Raw genomic sequence first — 19,057 nt, forward strand, 5'->3', positions numbered from 1 at the left:
TTCCTCTTTCTTTCTATGCACTAATCATAAAAAAGAAATATGAACGGAATATGAACAGAAGATTACAGAGTAAAAAAATAAATTTTCTGAAAGTATTGAAAATAAATAGAATCCTTGATACAATTCAGTCAAATAATATTGACCGAGTAATTTAATTCAAGGAGTTGATCATGTTGAAGCCCGTATTAACACTAACTACTTATAGCCAACTAAAAGCATTAAGCGATCCATTACGTGCCGAAATGATGATACGTCTATGCGAACGTCCTTATACTGGACAATTACTATCTGAGAAATTCGGCATTTCAAGGGCGAAAATTCATTATCATTTAAAAGAATTAGAAAAGAATGGTCTTATAGAGATCGTTTATACAGAAGAAAAGAATGGGATTGTTCAAAAGTTTTATCAATCTGTCGCTAAAGGCTTCACCCCTGCTACAGATCTATTACCTCATTTAGAAATATTAAGCGAATCAGGTCGCCAAATCTTTTTACAAATGATAGAAAGAACGAAAAGCCAAATTCTCGCTGCACCAGAAGAAGCTTTTACATTACGAAATGCAAGTGAAGATCCAGCTAAGTGGAATTACGTTTCATCCTGCTGGGAATTTGATGCTACGCCAGAACAATTTCAAGTGTGGGTGAAAAAGTTTCATCAATTGATGGCTGAATTAAACGAAATTACAAAAGGTGCAGATAAAGATCCGAATAGTAAACCTTATTATATTTCTACTACTGCACTTCAAATCGCTGAGAGAACAATGCAGCAATTTATTAAAAAAGAAGAAAAATCGTAATACGATTTTTTTTACATAAACGGTCAAATTTATTTTACCGAATAAATTTATTATAAAGGAGTAGATAAAGTGGACATATTAAAAAACCGGAATTTCCTCTTATTATTTTTAGGAAGAATTTTCACCAACATAGGAGATAGTTTGTATTATGTAGCCGCAATGTGGCTCGTATACAAATTAAGTGGTAATCCTTTTTATTCTGGATTGGCTGGTTCCCTTACGTTATTACCTTCTGCATTACAATTTCTTACTGGTCCATTCGTTGATAGATGGTCAATAAAAAACACCCTCGTCATCACACAAGTTTTGCAATGCATTCTTATTTTAATCATTCCTATTACACACTACTTCGACCTACTAACAGTCCACCTACTACTCATCATCATGCCAATCGTAGCCTTTATTGAACAATTCGCCTATCCCGCACAATCAAAAGCTTTACCACTTCTACTGCATAAAACACAATTATTAAAAGGAAATTCACTCTTCTCATTTGCATATCAAGGCATTGATTTAATTTGTACGACTCTTTCTGGAATATTAGTAGCACTATTTGGCACCATTACTTTATATGTAATCGACTCCTTTACATTCGCGATTACTGCCCTTTTGTTCTTTTCATTAAAAATGCCAAAACAAACTGAAGCAGACACAACACTTTCAACTAAACAATATTTTACTGATTTAAAAGAAGGGTTTTCAATCGTATTTCGTTCCTTAATGGGCGTCTTCTTAATCGGTTCCGTTGTCGCTAATTTTTCAATCGGTATGACGATGGCAATACTCCCTTCTTTCGCTGATTCTTTAGGTGGTGTAAAATTATATGGTTTCTTTTTAGCCGCTATATCCGCCGGTTGTTTAATTGGAGCACTATTCAGTTCATGGGTTGGTAAACATAATGTTGGCCGTGTCTCCATTATTAGCTTTGCGACTGGCGCTTTCTTTTGGTTTCTCTCAACGGTTGTACCATTTCAATGGCTATCCATTTTTTTATTCGGCTTAGCTTGGATACCAATTGGTGCGACCAACATATTATTTGCGACTATTGGTCAAATTGTAATTCCAAACCAATATCTTGGGCGTATCAATTCAGTCACACGAAGCATGGGCACAATTGCTATGCCACTCGGCTCTTTAATTGGCGGATACACTGCGAATGTATATAGTAGCCAACTCATTTTCGCGCTTGCTAGCATTGGGATTTTATTCATTTCCCTCGTATGGCTACTTCATCCGAAATTACGGGCTTTTCCAAAAGCTGATGAAATTACAGCGGATACTTTTGAGCTTCGATTTAAGGAAGAACACGGGAAAGGTGCGGCTTTATAGCAAACCAAACATAACCCCGTTCTAAATTAGGGACGGGGTTAAAAATATAATTATTTCATTTTGGATGTAAAATACTTCACTAAAAATATAACAATAAAGTCGTTTGAATATCTAAAATTTATTCAACAATAGCACCAACTAAAAGGTTCCGTTAACGCTTTGATGGCCATGCCCCCTGCATTTTCCTTAATTGAATAATTTGGCCTGTATGATAAGCATCATGAAGCATGATGTCCAGTAATTTACCTTCAAGTGAATTTTGTTCAAGCTCTCTTTCAGAAATTGCACTTAACACCTGTCTTAAATTACGCTGAGCATTTTCAGAGCGTTCAACGACTTCCTTCCATTCCGTATCATTATTAGATTGCTTAGTAAGATAAAAGGTGTCATTACCGTCAAGATTATGTGTCCATTCACGTCCTTCCAAGTTTGCAGCAAGTCTTTCTTTGTAATAAGTGAGATGATTAACATTCTCCCAAATGGTATTTGTTGTCTCTCCAGCTGGTTTCCACATAGCCTGTTCGGCTGTAAGTCCTTCTATAGCATGTTTAAACGGTGCATACCAACTCTCTTTATCGAATGTTGAATCTAGTACGTTTAATAACAAGTCAATTCGTTTCAAAGTAATTTCCTCCCTACACAGTTCAAGTTTTAATACACTCCCTCTAACTCTGTAGAGATTCTACATTTTTAAATAAACTTCCTCCTAATCCCACTCCATAAACTCATCCGATTATGCAATTAAAATGACTCATATTTTTTCATTTTACACGTATACTAGCGACAAAAAAAGAAGAGGCTGTTCCCAAACAGCCTCTTCTATCTATTTAGGAAGCTCCACCCGAACAGTCGTCCCTTCCCCTTTCGTGCTATATACCGAAACGGTCCCTTTATGCAGTTCAACAATCTTCTGCACGATTGATAATCCTAAACCGCTACCTTCTACGTTTCTTGCCCTTGCTGTATCTACTTTGTAAAAACGATCAAAAATACGTTCCATCTCTTCTTTTTCCATTCCGATTCCGTTATCGGATATAGAGATAATGACACTAGACTCTAACTCTTCCACGAAAAACTCAATCGTTCCAGCATCGTTTGAAAACTTAATACTATTCGTAAAAATATTACTCCACACTTGATGAAGCAAGTTTTCATCACCTTTAATTGTAATGTCCGGCACATCAAACTCAACAGCGATATCTTTCTCACGCCATTTCCACTCAAGCATAAAAATGACGTCTTTAATTTGCTTCTGCAAATTGAATTCTTTTATTTGTAGAACTTTCTCTTCTTTATCTAGTGATGCAAGCGTGAGTAACTGTTTACATAAACTAGACATTCGCTTACTTTCACCCTCAATAATTTGTAAGTAATGGTTTCTTTCTTCCACGCTCATCTTTTCTGTTTGCAACGTCTTCGAAAAACCTTGTATAGAAGAAAGCGGCGACTGAAATTCATGTGAAACGTTCGAAACGAATTCTTGTCTCATTTCATCTAGTTCTTTAATACTTTTCGTCATCTTTTGGAAGCTCGTAGATAACGTTCCTATTTCATCTTTTCGTTTTACGTCTAATTCAATTTTATATTCCCCACTCGCAATTTTTTGCGTAGCCTTCGTAAATTTACGGATTGGGCGAACGATATAACCTGCTGCAATCGCTATAAAAATAATACTTAATAGTACGATAAACCCAAGTAATACCGCTAAGAAAATTCGCATTTCGCCAAATTGGTTCTGAATGTCAGGACGAATAAATAAAGCGTACTGTTTATCACCGTGTTGCACTGGTACACCGACGCTATTAATTAATTCATTATCGAAAAACCCTGTAATAAAGAGACGAGTTGGATAGGTGGAAACACCATTAAACGTTTCTCCTTGCAATACTTTATGAACAGTAGCATCGCTAATAGACGTCTTACGAAACGCATTGCCAATACGCTTTCCATTCTTTTGATCATCGACAATATAAATTTCATACCCTAACTTTGCGATAGAATGTAAGTACGCCTCTTGATTTTCTTCACTTTGCTTTTCATATAACGATTTAACTTCTTCAGTATACTTTAAAATCTTTTCACTGTTATACGGTTTTAACTTCACTTGATAATATACGTTCGTTAATAAAAAGCCGATAATACTACTAAGTAGCATAATGCCGACCGTCATAAATACAAATCTAGAATATAGTGATTTCATCTTATTTCAACTCCAACTTATACCCGAGGCCGCGCACTGTCGTAATTTGAAAATCATCCGTTCGTTTTGAGAAACGATCTCGTAGTCGCTTCACATGAACATCAACTGTTCGTTCATCTCCTTCAAAATCCATTCCCCATACTAATTCAATTAATTCTTCTCTTGAAAATGTTCTTCCAGGATAACTAGCAAGTTGTGATAATAGCTCAAATTCCTTTAAAGGAAGCAAAATTGTTTGACCGTTACAGTTTACTTCCACACCTTTTCGATCAATTGTCGTTCCGTGCAACGTAATAATATCTGCACTCAGCATTTGATAACGACGTAATAAAGCTTTCATACGAAAAATCACTTCAGCTGGTTCAAATGGTTTCACAATATAATCGTCTGTACCAGAAATGAAGCCTTTTTCTTTATCCACTAACTGGTCTTTCGCAGTTAATAAAATAACAGGAATATCATGATACTTCCGTATTTCTTCACATAACGTATAGCCATCAACAAATGGCATCATAATGTCTACGATCGCAAGATGAATATTTTCCTTCTCTAATACGTCTTGCGCTACCTTTCCATCTTCCGCCTCAAAAACTTGAAATCCCTCTTTTTGTAAATGATAATGCAACAACTCTCTAATATGTTTATCGTCATCAGCTAATAAAATATGTATCATCTTCATTAAACCCTCTCTCGTTCATCCTTCTACATCACTACATTAAGAAACAATTGAATTTTTTGCAAGAAAAAGAAAAAGAATCTATTTTGAAAAAAGATTATTCAAAATAGATTCTTACGTTTTAGTATTAAGATTATTTTAATGAAAAATAATTTCTATGCTTTAGAAATATCAACGAATCCTTCTCCAAATACGTCACGAACATCGTGTATAGCGATGAACGCAGCCGGATCTGTAGTTTGAACAATCCGTTTTAGCTTCACTACTTCTTGCTTATTAATAACAACATAAAGAATTTCCTTCGGAGTTTTCGTGTAATAGCCATGACCTGAGTACACAGTAACCCCTCTGCCCATTAAGGTAGTTACCTTCCCGGCAATTTCATTCGGATTATCAGAAATAATCGTAATGGCTTTCTTCGGATTTAAACCTTCAATTACAAACTCCATCACTTTCGTTGCTACATATAACATAATAATTGTTATCATCAGTTTTTCTGCACCAATGATGAAATACGATGAAAACGCAACAATTAAATCGAAGAACAGTAGACCGTAGCTAATGCTCCATCCTAAATATTTATGTGTCATCCTTGCTAAGATGGTAGTACCTGCAGTTGTTCCGCCAACACGAATGATTAGACCAATCCCGCATCCAATAAATATTCCTCCGAAAATGGCATTTACGAGCATTTCATCCGAAGCGATCGTCCAACCTTCTGTCAAATGAAGAAATAGTGAGTTTGTAACTACAGCAATGATTGTATAAATTGTTGTAATCTTATTTAAAAATTTATAACCGGCTATTAACAAAATCGCATTTAAAATTAAGTTAACTAAACCCGGTGACCATTCAAATAAATAGTACGTAATAATCGTGATACCTGTTACCCCGCCCTCACCAAACTCATTCGGGATAACAAACAAATTGACACCTAACGCAAAAAGAAATGCACCGATAATAATAAAAATAATGTCTGTCGTTCTTTTTTTCATACAGTACCTCACTTCTTATGTAAATATTTATTCTGTCATAAACTCTCACCATTATATCGTGGAATATTCAAATCGAACAGTGGTTTGTTTTTATTTTAATATAAGATAAAAAATCAACATTATTTATTATGTACTGCAAATAAAGTTTTGATTTCACCCGTAATTTACTCTTAAAAAGAAATGCTGAACATTGACTTGCACAAATTTCAAATAAAAAAGTACCCACCTAATTGTCATACGCAATGATAATTAGATGGGTACTGCATGATACATTTAGTTTTTACATGTATTGTTTGGAGAAAATTGCAAATAACGACTTATACTCGCCTTATTAAGACCAAATCCATACATCATCATTATTTTCAACGTTCGTCTTTGCTTCATGAACTTTTTCAATATGGTCAACTGTGTTCCAGTTAATAGAACTTCCGCCCCACCCTACATACTTCATATCAATTTTCACTTTCTCACCCATATTAAATACTTGTCCCTTTGTTAAGAAAACATCAATAATATCTTTCTTCCCGTTTAGCGATGGATACTCAACTACAACATATTTAGTAGCACCGTCTCCCTCATCTTCCATCGTTCCTACTTTTGATACTTCTCCAATTACATAATCGGGCGAGCCATCTTCTTTCATGTGCATACCTAACTTGTTTGTTGTATTTTCAACTGCAGTTGCAACCATGTATTCTGTAAAATTACGCATCATAGATCCAGTAGCTTTTACTTCATCTCCTACTTTCACGTTTGAAAGTGAATCAATATACACACTAACAGGTTCCTCATATTGCTTAGATTTTACAACAATCACACCGTTATCTACTTCTACTACTCGTCCTTCTAACGTCGAGAAATTCGATTCAATAGAAGCTGCACTCGCTTTTGTTAGTTCTAATCCTGGTACATTTGTTCCTGATAATGCTGCGATCCCTATAGCACCTGCTAAAATTATTTTTTTCATACCCATATGTAACATCTCCATTCATGATAATTTTATTTTTTTTGATTGGTATCGACCAACCTGTAATCATTATAGTTACAGGTTGTAAAAATAACAACCGTTTTCCTCATGCAATGATACATACTGTGATTTTCAAATATAAATTTTAGCAAAAAATATTTGTAAATTATTCCTATATTCAGCACTAATACTAAATTCTCAAATTACAGCAGGTGAACTTATTGAAGGCGGAGAAACTAATGTCATGTACAATGTTCTTCAACTCTACGGTTTGTATAGCCGTAGTTCATTAAATTATATAGGAGCGGGATTCATATGTTAATAAAGCCAAAGAGATTACAGCCAGGAGATATCGTAGCAACAGTAAGTCCTTCATGGGGCGGTGCAGGTGATTCTGAAATAAGATGGCGATATGAACAAGGAGTAAAAAGATTAGAAGAAGTTTTTAGTCTTACGGTTATCCCAATGCCAAATAGCTTAAAAGGTAGCGAATACCTTTATAACAATCCAGAGGATCGTGCGGAAGATATAATGACAGCATTTAAAGATACACGCGTGAAAGCAATTATCGCGAATATTGGCGGTGAAGATAGCATCCGGTTACTTCCCTATATAGATTTTAATGTGATACGCGAAAACCCGAAAATTTTTATGGGGTACTCTGACGTTACTATTTCACATTTATTTTGCCATAAAGCAGGGCTTTCCTCTTTATACGGTCCAGCAATTTTGACCGACTTTGCCGAAAATGTAGAGATGGATCCATATACAATTGAAATGGTAAATCGTACTCTCTTTTCAAATGAAACGATTGGAGAGATTCAACCAGCTTATGAATGGACAAGTGAGCATTTAGAATGGATTGAAATAAATAAGGATACAAGACGTACGATGCAGCAAAACAATGGATATGAGCTACTTCAAGGCTCTACCACTGTACAGGGGCGCTTAATTGGTGGTTGTATTGAAGTATTGGAATTTGCAAAAGGAACGGAACTTTGGCCTGAGAAAAAACATTGGGAGAATAGTATTCTCTTCTTTGAAACTTCTGAAGATCATCCAGAACCAAGTTATATAAAATATTGGTTACGAAATTATGCAGCACAAGGTATTCTGCAAAAAGCAAAAGGAATCATTTTTGGTAAACCGAAAGATGAACAATACTATGAAGAATATAAACAGGAAATATTGCAGGTTATGAAGGAACATAACTTAGAAGATTTGCCGATTCTTTATAATTTAAATTTTGGCCATACTGAACCGAAGTTTATTTTACCTTACGGTGCAATGGCAGAAATTAATTGTGAAAATGAATCTTTCTCTATTTTGGAAAGTGGCGTGGAATGAATAAAAACACTCCTATGAGATATGTCTGTGAATTGGTACTTTTTAAAAGTATATAATTGGAGGGAGATTACGTGTATGGAAGTAACATTTACAGTAAGTAAATGGGATGAAAAACCAATTGATGATACTAGAAAAGATTTCCCTTTTAATATTGCTCATGTCGAATATGATATTGATGGGGAATTAAAAGGAAAGGCTTTTGTTGAATACTTATTATATTATTTAGACTCAAATATAAATGATGGTCACTTAGCTACTGCTAAAATTTCTGGATTTTTACACTTTGAAGGGATTTATAAGGGGCAACAAGGGACATTTACAGCTCTAGAGCAAGGAATATTTGATAAAGGAAATTTAGATTCCCCAGGAACAATTATTAAAGCTACCGGTAACTTAGAAAACCTGAGAGGATCCTATAATTATCAGTTTACAGGTCAAACTAGTAAACTAATTTTAGAGTTTGAATTTCAGCAAAATACCTTATAATTTAGTGGAAAGGACATTTCTTGTAATACTAGGAATGTCCTTTTTGTTGACGAGTTTATTCAAGTTAAAAATGAACAGAGTATATTATCAGTATTCAGCAATGTATAAAATTTCTTCATGGGGGAATTAAAAATCTACACCCTAGAGACATCATGCCCCCACCTATTCATTTCTTTTCTTACTAATTAAAGAATAATCCCCGAAAAACTCCCCTTCATAACTTCCTTTTCAAGTTGATTCCTACATATAAACGTCGCAATAATTTTTGTACGATTTTTTTCATCAGGCTCAAATTGTTCAATAGTTACGTCACAACGAATGGTATCACCACTAAAAACAGGACGTAAAAATTCAAAACCCATTTTGCGAGCTAGTACGTTATAATCACCGCCAATTTTTGTAGGCAATGTTGATGTTAACAGCCCTTGTACAACAAATCTTCCCTGCTCATCTGGTGTAACATGATGAACGCCTTCATCTTTCGATACTTCTGTAAATAACGCAACATCCTCTTTCGTAAAAGTTCGTTCAAAGGTGATTTTTTCGCCTACTTGCAATTTCATCCATACCCCTCCTCAAAAACACTTGTAAAATAAGAAAAACCGAAACTAAAAATCATTTCGGTTTTTCTAACTAAAGAAGTCTATTTATTTTAAAGAATGTACAAACAACCCGCTACGCAGTTTCGGTTCAAACCACGTTGATTTTGGCGGCATGACTTCTCCGGCATCTGCGATTGCTAATAAAGCTTCCATTGATGTCGGATATAGTGAAAACGCCACTTTATATTCACCGCTATTTACAAGACGTTCTAGTTCTTCTAATCCACGGATTCCTCCGACAAAGTCGATGCGTGAATCAGATCGCGGATCATGTATTTCAAGCACTTGGCTTAATAAATGATCTTGCAGGATAGATACATCTAAACCTCTAACAAGATCATTCGCATCAAACGTTTCCTCTTTCACAGTAAGCTTATACCACTTCTCATTTACATACATACCAAATGATTTGGGCTCATTTGGTTTATACGGAGAAACAGTTGCTTCTTCTACATAAAAGTACTGCGTAATTTGATTTAAAAACTGTTCCTCTGATAAGCCATTTAAATCTTTCACAACTCGGTTATAATCCCAAATCGATAATTCATCATGAGGGAATAGAACCGATAAGAAGAAATTAAATTCCTCTTCTCCTGTGTAATTTGGATATTGTTCTCTTCGCATAAGTCCTACTTTTGCAGCTGATGCAGAACGGTGATGCCCGTCTGCAATATAAAGATTAGGAATATCTTCAAATGCGTTTACTAAAGTCGTAATTACATCTTCATCTACAATCTTCCACACAACATGCTTAACACCGTCTTCTGCTGTAAATGTATAAATTGGCGTATGTTCTTCTTTCCAGCTCCTAATTAAATGCTTTACTTCATCTTTTGTACGGTACGTTAAAAAAATCGGACCTGTATTTGCGTCACACACATCTACGTGGCGAATACGATCTAGCTCTTTTTCATGACGTGTTCTTTCATGTTTTTTAATTGTATCATCTTCATACTCATCAATAGATGTACAAACGACAAGGCCTGACTGCGTTCTTCCTTGCATCGTCAGTTCATAAATATATAGCGCTGGCTCTTCATCTTGTATGAACACTTCTTCTCGTATAAATTGCTTTAAATTGTCGCCCGCTTTTTCATACACGCGATCATCATACGGTGACAGTTCAGGATCTAAATCAATTTCTGCTTTATCAACATGCAAGAAAGAATATGGATTCCCTTTTACAACTTCCCTTGCCTCTTCACTATTTAATACGTCATACGGTAAAGCTGCCACTTGTGCCGCTTTTTCCTCTACTGGACGAATGGCCCGAAACGGTCGTATTTTTGCCACATTCCTCTCTCCTTTACACAATCATTCGAACGGCTACAACACCTGTAATTTTGCTTATATTTTCTACAATATTCTCTTTTATTATATCATCAATTCCGTTATCGATATCAATCATTGTGTATGCCCAAGAATGTTTACTACGATTAATCATATCGGCAATATTAATATGATGTTCTGCTAAACATCCTGTAATTTGTCCTACCATGTTTGGAACGTTTTGATGCATAATTGTAATTCGTTTCTTTCCGATATACGGCAATTCTACGTTTGGATAGTTTACTGAATTACGAATATTTCCTGTCTCTAAATATTCACGTAATTGACGTGCTGCCATTACTGCACAATTTTCTTCTGATTCAGACGTAGATGCACCAAGGTGAGGCGTCGCTGTTACATTTTTCATCTTTATTACATTTTCATTTGGGAAGTCCGTTACGTAATGTGTAATAATATCTTCTTCTAATGCTTTTTGAAGAACCTTTTCATCTACAAGTTCTCCTCTAGAGAAATTAAATAGACGCATCCCTCTTTTCATCTTCTCTACAGCGTGTTCCCCAATAATCCCCTTCGTTTGATTCGTAAGAGGAATATGCAGTGTAATATAATCACACGTTGCAAAAATTTCATCAAGGCTAAATGCTCTTTGCACATGTGTAGAAAGACGCCAAGCTGTTTCAACTGAAATATAAGGATCATATCCGATAACATCCATCCCTAATGCTAACGCATCGTTCGCAACTAAAGCACCAATTGCGCCAAGTCCGATAACACCTAGACGTTTCCCTGCAATTTCTGATCCAACAAATTGTTTTTTTCCTGATTCAACAAGCTGTGGTACTTCTTCACCCTCTAAGTTTTTCGTCCAACTTACACCATTAATAATGTTACGTGAAGACATAATAAGACTGGCAATAATGAGTTCCTTTACAGCGTTTGCATTTGCCCCCGGCGTGTTAAATACTACAATTCCTTTTTCTGTACATCGCTCGACAGGAATATTATTTACACCAGCGCCAGCTCTTGCAATCGCCTTTAAGTCTTTTGAAAACTCTTCTTGATGTAAAGAGTAGCTACGAAGCAAAATCCCATCTGGGTGATTGATTTTATCCCCTACTTCATAACGTTCTTCAGTAAAAACTTGTAAACCTTTTTCTGCAATTTGATTTAACGTTTGAACACGAAACATATCCCCATCTCCCTATCTATTCTCAAGCTCAAATTCCTTCATATAATCTACTAATTGTTGTACGCCGTGTGCTGGCATCGCATTATAAATACTTGCACGCATACCGCCGACTGAGCGATGTCCTTTTAGCGTAACGAAACCGCGTTCCTTCGCCTTTTGTAAAAACTCATTATTAAGTTCTTCTGACGGTGTTGTAAATGGAATGTTCATAAGTGATCGATACGCAGGGTCAACTGGTGAAGTAAACAATTTAGATTCATCTAAAAAATGATAAATAAGTGAAGATTTCATTTTATTTTGTTCTTCAATCGCAGATACTCCGCCTTGCTCTTTCAACCACTCTAGTACAAGTTTTGTTACGTAAATACTAAAGGATGGCGGTGTATTATATAAGGAGTTATTTTTACTGTAAGTTTCATAATTTAACATTGTCGGACAAGAGCGATCTGCTCCCCCAATTAAATCTCTTTTTATAATAGCAATCGTTAAACCCGCAGGTCCTAAATTCTTTTGCGCCCCCGCATATATAAGACCAAACTTCGAAACATCATATCTCTCTGATAAAATATTTGAGGACATATCCGCAACGAGCGGCACTCTTTCTACATGTGGAATTTCCACATATTTTGTCCCCTCAATTGTATTATTCGTTGTAATATGTACATAATCTAGTTTTTCATCACTTAATAAACCGTCCAGTTTAGGAATCGTAGTAAACTTCTCTTGCTCGGAAGAAGCAATCACTTGTACTTCCCCAACTTTTTCGGCTTCTTGCAATGCCTTTTTAGACCATGAGCCAGTTAGTACGTATCCAGCTTTTTTATACGTATTCATTAAGTTCAACGGTATCATAGAGAATTGTAATGACGCACCGCCTTGTAAAAATAAAATATCATACTCATCAGGGATGCTCATTAATTCACGAAGTAAGTTACTCGCTTCCTCTATAATACTTTGAAAATAAGAAGATCGATGACTCATTTCCATAATAGACATGCCTGTCCCGTTATAATTTAATAGCTCCTTTTGCACTTTCTCTAAAACTGGCAAAGGGAGTATTGATGGTCCTGCTGAAAAATTATAGACTCTCTCCATTACCCTCATAACCTCCCTATTTCTCATCGGATTATTTTTTAAACTTTCTGAATTATAACCCAAGATATAATATGTGGTCAATTTGTTTTCTATTATTACGGCGCAAGACGCGATGGAATCGCTTGCAAGTGCAGACTTTTTTATGAACATATAAAAAAGTGTTAAGTACATAATCGTACTTAACACTCTAATAATGAAAGAATAATAGCTAATCGTTCGTAAAGAACCGATCAAAAATTTGATAAATAGCAGAGAGACCAATGAGCCAATAAATAGTGTCCACAAGCGCCGGCATAGAACCAAACCATTTCTCAACTACATTGTAATCTAACGCTACAAATAACCAATTCAAACCGCCAAGAATCACCAAAATTACTGTAAGGTAAGACAAAAATTTCATTATGATTGCCCCCTAGGTGATAAGATGGTGAAAGGCCTTTCACTAGAAATATATGTAGTAAACTTTAAAACTTACCTATTTTATAAAATTTATTTTCGGTACCACCCGTTAATAACTGCCTCTGCTTCTTTACTATGTATTTGATACGGATGTGTACTATCATTAGAGCCAATAAACCAAATTGAAAAACCTTTAAAATATGGTTTCGGTTCTAATACATCGCGGTAAGCACGCCATCCATTTAATTGTACATCTTTCGAAAACACATTTGAAACATCTGGATTCCATGGATTTTGTAATCCAAGTTCACGTGCTGGAACGTTAAATCCACCGAAGTAAACTGGCTTTCCTGTTGCATTATGTAATTGTTCCAATTGCTGAACAACATTTTGCCCACGATTATATACTTTTGTCGCAAATAAACTTTGTTTCACTTCTTCATATGTTGGATTCCTTTTTCCTGAAACTTCAAACCAACTATCTATGCTAACAATATCCACCTTTTTTAAATACGGGCGATTGATTTTTTCTTTAAACTTCGCTTCATAAGAAGAGTCCCAACTTGCTGTTAACCACCAGTTCATTTGATACAAAACATTTCCTTTATACTGATTACGAACAAAATTAATTGTATCGCTCCAGTATCCTTCTGCATACTCCATATTCACGAAATTAGAAGCAATCTTTAGTCCATACACATTGTATTTACTTGTAATGGAATTAAAAATATCTTGCAGAATAACCGTCTTCCAATTCCAGAAGAAATCATTAATGTTACTTGGGTTCCATTCTGTCTCTCCAACATTCCCCTGCTGAATATACGGGAACGGTTCCACTATAACTTGAATATTACGCTTTAATAATTCTTGAATTAAAATAATAGCTTGTTGCTTTTGCGCTTGATTAATTACCATATTCGTAGAAGTCACATTCGGGATATCCACTTGAATCGGTACATTTACTGTATTTAAATTTAAGCGCTCCACATCCGCTAATACTTTCGCTACATTTCCAACTTCCCATACTGTTACGTTTCCTGATTTGATTTTTCCAGATTGAACAGTATTTACATCTGCCTGTACATTTCCTTGAAAACAAAAAGAAAACAACATAATAAACACTCCTAAAAAACTTATTAAACTCTTATTTTTCTTCACAACTTTCCCCCTATAATTTTTGGCTTTCTTGATTATTTTATACAACGTTTCATATATATTCCACAAAAAATCCAATAAATTTTTATTGATAAAAATGCTATTCATCCTTTATTCACATCTTACTCATACTAAGCTCCTAAAAATAGTAAGATAAATAAAAAAGGAACGGATTTCCGCTCCTTTTTTATCTTTTTACGATTATCAATCCATTTCCCTTTTAGGCTCTACCAACATGATGTGGGATTCCTTTTCAGTGAAAGGTTTATGCTCAACGCCTCTCGGGACAATAAACATCTCGCCCTTAGAAATTTTCACCTGTCCATCACGGAAATCGATGAACATCTCCCCTTCAAGCACAATAAATAGCTTATCCGTATTAGGATGCTCATGCCATATAAAATCTCCATTAGCTTTAAAAAGCTGAATTTGATCATCATTCATTTCACCAATCACTCATGGATACCAATAATCGTTAATTTTAGATAACTCGTCATTTAGTTTAATAGGTTGGTAATGGATAATAATCCCTCCTCATTTTTAACTTCCACTATATTACAATAATCTAAGTAAAAAAGTCGTCATTACGCTTAAAAAGAAAATGCTCCGGCCAGAACTTTTCATTCAGATAGTACAAAGGAGTGATTTCAATGAAAGTTCTTTCAATCCAATGTTTCCTTTAACTCTCCATAAGTATAGAACAGTGATTTTCAAATAAGAATGGACCCCTGTTGACATTAGTATGGATTATTGATGAACTTCTCGCGATATTTAGTAGGCGAAATGCCAACTCGCTTCTTGAAAACTCTACTAAAATAAAAAGGGTCTGCGATTCCAACAGCCTGCGCAATTTGTTGTACAGGCACACCACTTGTACATAACATTTTTTGAGCCATCTTTATACGATAGTTCAATACATATTCTGCTGGCCCCATACCTGCATGCTTTCTAAACACGTAAGAAAGACGATTTCGATTAACATTATTTTGTTCTGTAAGCGTATGTATTGTAATATCTTTATAATAGCATTTACGAACGTAACTAGATATTCGTTCGAATAAAGTATGCGACTCATAGTTGTTTTCTCTATTGACAACACTTAATAAAGCTTCATTCAACGCTTCGCGAAACAGCATTTCGGTCTGAAGCATCGAAATGCCTCCACGCTGATTATACACATCCCAAAGACGCATAAGTAATTCGACAAGACGAGGAGATTGTCCTGTTAATAATTCAAAATGCTGATGAGTAAAGTCAGAGTCTTCTCGTTCTGAATTGCTTATCTGATATAAAACAAGAATATATTCCCAGTTTATTTCACCAAGCATTTTATGGGCTAATGTCATTTTTGCACCCCCATGTATAACTTTTCCTGGGGAAAGGATATACGGCGTACCATTAAATTGAAATTGCGTCTTCCCTGTAAGTGGAAATACAAATCCTGGGAAAGAATCTGTAGACTCAGCACAAGGCACACCTGGATTTTTAGCATAACGATATACTCCTTCTACTCGGAAAGGATTATTGGCAAGATACTCTGCTAACTCATTCACGTCCAACTTCACAATGCACGCCTCATTTCAATAATAGTTTTCTTGTAATTCGCGAGATTAATTGGTGTACATTCTGGGCAACGCTAAACTAAAAATAGTACATACGACTTAACAAGATCTGGTTATTAACCTATAAATATATTGTTTTTCATTTATTGACAAAAGTATCCTCCCTATATTATTGATAATGATTTTCATTGTAGTTTGATAAAAAAACATTTGTCAAGTTGGATGGCGTAGAAAAATGACGAAACAAGGGGTACAGAGGGACCGTTCTGTTGCAAATAATACCTGGTCTTTGTTAACTAATTCCCCTCAAAACTGGAATAATCATGTTAATAGTTGTAATGGCTTTATTTGTTACAGCACTTGCAGCATGTGGAAATAATCGTAATCCTGAAGAAGTTGCTACAGCGTATTTCGAAGATGGAAACAGCCTACTATCAAATTAAATGATAGTAGGCTGGCTGTTAAAATTATTTAAGAACTGGGTTATGTTCTAAATGATAAGCTTTCATTATCAAAAAGATTATTACTAGTCCCTCCACAAACAAAAACACCCTATCACTTCGGTTCTAAATTTAGCACCTTCCCCTCTATTCCCTCCGTATTCAATGTAGTCGTATGATACGTTCCACTTACCCAATCATCTATTTGATCATGATACCAATCGCTTCTAAAATGTCCCGATTGTCCTGGCCCTACGATATGATAACCGTTTGACATATCTTTCGTATCAATAACAAATCGCCAAGAAGCCCCGTGATTTACAATGCCGTTATCGACGTAACTCGCTGCTTGAACGGTAACTTGACTTCCGCCAATTGGAACTGGTTTCTCACGATTAAAAGCGAGTAACGCTAACATACTAGATGATTTCGAAATTGGATGTGTAAAAGCGAGTTGATGATAATCGCCCCACTTCCAGGCCCCAACATCGGGTCCATATTCCTTCTGCAATTTCTTCATTACATTCTCGTACGATGTATGCACAACTTTTGTGAAACCTCCGTACTTAGAAAACCATGCACTATTTTCTCCTGCTACTTGTTTCCGGATTAATTCATCCACAACTTGTGACTTCCCTTTAAATAACTCCATTACATCTTTCGGTATTTCTTTTGAAAATAACGTATTTGAAATCTCTTTCATTAATAAATGGAATATTAATGGTGCCGCTTCATCTTTACTATCGTAAAAATTCCACTTTGTTAATTGGTTTACACCTTCTTTCTCTACCTCATTTAAAGATGCTTTATTTAACTCTTTTAAAAATATAGGAGTAAACTCTTTCCCGTATAAATTCTTTTGATCCATCTGTAACTCTTCTAAATCTTTCACCGTATACTTTTCCTTCTCTTGCAAAAATTCTTGAATACGCATTTGCCTATATGGCTGTGCCCACGTATTGCTAATATGGTACGGATAATCATCATCAACAATTTTATTATTCGCAGTTGAAATAAAACCTTCTTTCGGATTTATAACTTTCGGCAGCTGATCAAATGGAATATATCCTTCCCATTCATATTCATCTGTCCATCCTGGAACAGGCAAGCTACCATCGCCTTTTTTACGCACTGGTATATTTCCATTCGCTTTATAAGCAATCGTGCCATCGTTTGATGCAAACACAAAGTTTTGCGTTGGTGTATGGAAATCTTGAAGAGCGGTTTCAAACTCCGTCCAGTCTTTTGCTTTGTTCATATTTAATACAGCTTTTAACTCAGCTGACGGTTCTAAAGCTGTCCACTTTAAAGAGAATACGGTTTTCGTTTTCTCCTTCCCCTTATTCGCAAACTCTGAAATTACTGGTCCATGCCTCGTAATTGTAACGTTATAAGGAATTGTCTTCCCGCCTTTTACTTTAATAGACTCGTCTACAACGGTAGCTTTCTCCCATTTATCGTTATACAGAAATTCATTTTCATTATTAGGATTTCTCTTCTCAATATATAAATCTTGCACATCAGGCCCTGTATTCGTAACGCCCCACGCTATTTTGTCATTGTGTCCTAATATAACACCTGGTACTCCAGCGAAAATAACGCCACTCACATTTAAACCTTGCATTTCAAGTCTCGTTTGATAACAAATAGAAGGCGTCGCAAGAGATAAATGAGGATCATCTGCTAAAATTGGCTTACCTGATGCACTCTTCTCACCGCTCACAACCCAGTTATTACTACCGTTAAACTCCGGCGGAATTATCGTTTTTGAAAAACTTTGCGCTACGTCCACATTTGTATTTTTCAGTTCAGCTAGCAATCTAGGAGCATCTTTCGGATATTTAGGAAATAGCTCATTTGCTTGCTCTTTCGGAAGGTTTTTCAGCGCCCAATATCGAAACGCCTGTCCATGCCAATGTCCTCCTAAGTCAAACGCCATATACTTCCCGATCGTTAAAGTATCAACAATTGACCACTCAGCAGGTTCATAACCTAATATAGTAAACTCAACTGGTAATTTCTTTTCCTTTTTCGCCTCACGTATAAAAGCGTTCACCCCATCAGCAAATGACTGCAGGGCATATTTTGCTTCTCCATCATATTGACTAACTGAAGCTTCTGCCGCTCGCCGTAAACCGAGTGTTCGAAACAATTTATCTCGGTCAACAGCTGCTTCCCCAACAACTTCACTTAACATACCAGAAGCTTGTCTTCTACTTAAATCCATTTGAAACAACCGATCTTGCGCTTGTACATACCCTTGTGAAAAATATAAATCATGTGCATTTTCCGATTTAATATGCGGGACACCTTTACTATCCCGCTTCACCGTAACAGCGTGTTGTAAATCCTCTAGCTTTATCGTTCCATCTATCTTTGGCATAGATTTCAGCGTATATATATTCAAAAAAATCGCAGCGGAAATAACTAACAAGAGAACGATACTACTAGCCCAAATAAAAATTCTTCTTCCCCTTTTTCGTTTCTTCTTTATAACTACCTCCATATAACCACCCCTTTCTCACACT

Annotated in this window: 18 protein-coding genes; 4 read left to right on the plus strand and 14 right to left on the minus strand. The window is 35.7% G+C overall.

From position 1 onward, the window contains the following. Window positions 1-173 precede the first annotated feature (173 nt). Both ATL10_RS13965 and ATL10_RS13970 read left to right on the plus strand, forming a co-directional pair. A complete protein-coding gene (locus ATL10_RS13965) occupies window positions 174-797 on the plus strand; it encodes an ArsR/SmtB family transcription factor (RefSeq protein ID WP_072939518.1) in 624 nt (207 codons plus the stop codon). 69 nt (window positions 798-866) lie between these two features. Further along, complete coding sequence (locus ATL10_RS13970) at window positions 867-2,126, plus strand: MFS transporter (RefSeq protein ID WP_098282897.1); 1,260 nt, start codon at window positions 867-869, stop codon at window positions 2,124-2,126. Between the two features lie 151 nt (window positions 2,127-2,277). On the opposite strand, the gene ATL10_RS13975 is transcribed toward ATL10_RS13970, so the two are convergent. The 5 genes from ATL10_RS13975 to ATL10_RS13995 all read right to left on the minus strand — a co-directional run bounded on the left by ATL10_RS13975 (window position 2,278) and on the right by ATL10_RS13995 (window position 6,970). Continuing rightward, entirely contained in the window at window positions 2,278-2,748 is a 471-nt protein-coding gene (locus ATL10_RS13975) for a DinB family protein (RefSeq protein WP_000821001.1), read from the minus strand. A gap of 201 nt (window positions 2,749-2,949) precedes the next feature. Beyond that, the gene (locus ATL10_RS13980; protein WP_098284693.1) at window positions 2,950-4,326 is read right to left on the minus strand and encodes a sensor histidine kinase; all 1,377 of its coding nucleotides are present in this window, start codon (window positions 4,324-4,326) and stop codon (window positions 2,950-2,952) included. 1 nt (window position 4,327) lies between these two features. Next, entirely contained in the window at window positions 4,328-5,005 is a 678-nt protein-coding gene (locus ATL10_RS13985; RefSeq protein ID WP_110497033.1) for a response regulator transcription factor, read from the minus strand. 152 nt (window positions 5,006-5,157) lie between these two features. After that, complete coding sequence (locus tag ATL10_RS13990; protein WP_000747488.1) at window positions 5,158-5,997, minus strand: YitT family protein; 840 nt, start codon at window positions 5,995-5,997, stop codon at window positions 5,158-5,160. A gap of 331 nt (window positions 5,998-6,328) precedes the next feature. Beyond that, window positions 6,329-6,970 (minus strand): ATP F0F1 synthase subunit alpha, encoded by a 642-nt coding sequence (locus ATL10_RS13995; protein WP_110497035.1) that lies wholly within the window; start codon window positions 6,968-6,970, stop codon window positions 6,329-6,331. 309 nt (window positions 6,971-7,279) lie between these two features. On the opposite strand from ATL10_RS13995, the gene ATL10_RS14000 reads away from it, so the two are divergent. Both ATL10_RS14000 and ATL10_RS14005 read left to right on the plus strand, forming a co-directional pair. Next, window positions 7,280-8,311 (plus strand): S66 family peptidase, encoded by a 1,032-nt coding sequence (locus ATL10_RS14000; protein ID WP_000905881.1) that lies wholly within the window; start codon window positions 7,280-7,282, stop codon window positions 8,309-8,311. A gap of 75 nt (window positions 8,312-8,386) precedes the next feature. Then, a complete protein-coding gene (locus ATL10_RS14005; RefSeq protein ID WP_090977593.1) occupies window positions 8,387-8,797 on the plus strand; it encodes a DUF3224 domain-containing protein in 411 nt (136 codons plus the stop codon). A 185-nt stretch (window positions 8,798-8,982) separates the two neighbouring features. Here ATL10_RS14005 and ATL10_RS14010 read toward each other — a convergent pair whose 3' ends face one another. The 9 genes from ATL10_RS14010 to ATL10_RS14060 form a co-directional block, all read right to left on the minus strand. Further along, complete coding sequence (locus tag ATL10_RS14010; protein ID WP_075720234.1) at window positions 8,983-9,360, minus strand: hotdog family protein; 378 nt, start codon at window positions 9,358-9,360, stop codon at window positions 8,983-8,985. An 84-nt stretch (window positions 9,361-9,444) separates the two neighbouring features. Continuing rightward, window positions 9,445-10,692, minus strand: a complete 1,248-nt coding sequence (locus tag ATL10_RS14015) for a DUF1015 domain-containing protein (RefSeq protein WP_001063081.1) — start codon at window positions 10,690-10,692, stop codon at window positions 9,445-9,447. A gap of 13 nt (window positions 10,693-10,705) precedes the next feature. Then, the gene (locus ATL10_RS14020) at window positions 10,706-11,878 is read right to left on the minus strand and encodes a 3-phosphoglycerate dehydrogenase family protein (protein WP_000490222.1); all 1,173 of its coding nucleotides are present in this window, start codon (window positions 11,876-11,878) and stop codon (window positions 10,706-10,708) included. 12 nt (window positions 11,879-11,890) lie between these two features. After that, complete coding sequence (gene serC, locus ATL10_RS14025; RefSeq protein ID WP_075720042.1) at window positions 11,891-12,973, minus strand: 3-phosphoserine/phosphohydroxythreonine transaminase; 1,083 nt, start codon at window positions 12,971-12,973, stop codon at window positions 11,891-11,893. A gap of 208 nt (window positions 12,974-13,181) precedes the next feature. After that, on the minus strand, window positions 13,182-13,373 hold the full coding sequence (locus tag ATL10_RS14030) for a DUF378 domain-containing protein (RefSeq protein WP_000670804.1): 192 nt from the start codon (window positions 13,371-13,373) through the stop codon (window positions 13,182-13,184). A gap of 89 nt (window positions 13,374-13,462) precedes the next feature. Beyond that, the gene (locus tag ATL10_RS14035) at window positions 13,463-14,530 is read right to left on the minus strand and encodes a glycoside hydrolase family 113 (protein ID WP_142669958.1); all 1,068 of its coding nucleotides are present in this window, start codon (window positions 14,528-14,530) and stop codon (window positions 13,463-13,465) included. A 201-nt stretch (window positions 14,531-14,731) separates the two neighbouring features. Continuing rightward, window positions 14,732-14,971 (minus strand): cupin domain-containing protein, encoded by a 240-nt coding sequence (locus ATL10_RS14040; protein WP_000997182.1) that lies wholly within the window; start codon window positions 14,969-14,971, stop codon window positions 14,732-14,734. A gap of 293 nt (window positions 14,972-15,264) precedes the next feature. Continuing rightward, a complete protein-coding gene (locus ATL10_RS14050; protein WP_110497039.1) occupies window positions 15,265-16,092 on the minus strand; it encodes a helix-turn-helix transcriptional regulator in 828 nt (275 codons plus the stop codon). 552 nt (window positions 16,093-16,644) lie between these two features. Further along, window positions 16,645-19,035 carry a penicillin acylase family protein gene (locus tag ATL10_RS14060; protein ID WP_110497041.1) on the minus strand — a complete coding sequence of 797 codons (2,391 nt, stop codon included), beginning with the start codon at window positions 19,033-19,035 and terminating at the stop codon, window positions 16,645-16,647. Window positions 19,036-19,057: the final 22 nt, after the last annotated feature.

The sequence above is a fragment of the Bacillus sp. 196mf genome (assembly GCF_003217275.1).
Classification (GTDB): domain Bacteria; phylum Bacillota; class Bacilli; order Bacillales; family Bacillaceae_G; genus Bacillus_A; species Bacillus_A thuringiensis_S.

Bases quoted from the DNA above. Each gene is read 5' to 3' on its own strand.
- ATL10_RS14040 (WP_000997182.1), bottom strand. From the start codon at position 14,971: ATGAATGATGATCAAATTCAGCTTTTTAAAGCTAATGGAGATTTTATA.
- ATL10_RS13985 (WP_110497033.1), bottom strand. From the start codon at position 5,005: ATGAAGATGATACATATTTTATTAGCTGATGACGATAAACATATTAGA.
- ATL10_RS13995 (WP_110497035.1), bottom strand. From the start codon at position 6,970: ATGGGTATGAAAAAAATAATTTTAGCAGGTGCTATAGGGATCGCAGCA.
- ATL10_RS14005 (WP_090977593.1), top strand. From the start codon at position 8,387: ATGGAAGTAACATTTACAGTAAGTAAATGGGATGAAAAACCAATTGAT.
- ATL10_RS14000 (WP_000905881.1), top strand. From the start codon at position 7,280: ATGTTAATAAAGCCAAAGAGATTACAGCCAGGAGATATCGTAGCAACA.
- ATL10_RS14010 (WP_075720234.1), bottom strand. From the start codon at position 9,360: ATGAAATTGCAAGTAGGCGAAAAAATCACCTTTGAACGAACTTTTACG.
- ATL10_RS14030 (WP_000670804.1), bottom strand. From the start codon at position 13,373: ATGAAATTTTTGTCTTACCTTACAGTAATTTTGGTGATTCTTGGCGGT.
- ATL10_RS14060 (WP_110497041.1), bottom strand. From the start codon at position 19,035: ATGGAGGTAGTTATAAAGAAGAAACGAAAAAGGGGAAGAAGAATTTTT.
- ATL10_RS13980 (WP_098284693.1), bottom strand. From the start codon at position 4,326: ATGAAATCACTATATTCTAGATTTGTATTTATGACGGTCGGCATTATG.
- ATL10_RS13990 (WP_000747488.1), bottom strand. From the start codon at position 5,997: ATGAAAAAAAGAACGACAGACATTATTTTTATTATTATCGGTGCATTT.
- ATL10_RS14020 (WP_000490222.1), bottom strand. From the start codon at position 11,878: ATGTTTCGTGTTCAAACGTTAAATCAAATTGCAGAAAAAGGTTTACAA.
- serC (WP_075720042.1), bottom strand. From the start codon at position 12,973: ATGGAGAGAGTCTATAATTTTTCAGCAGGACCATCAATACTCCCTTTG.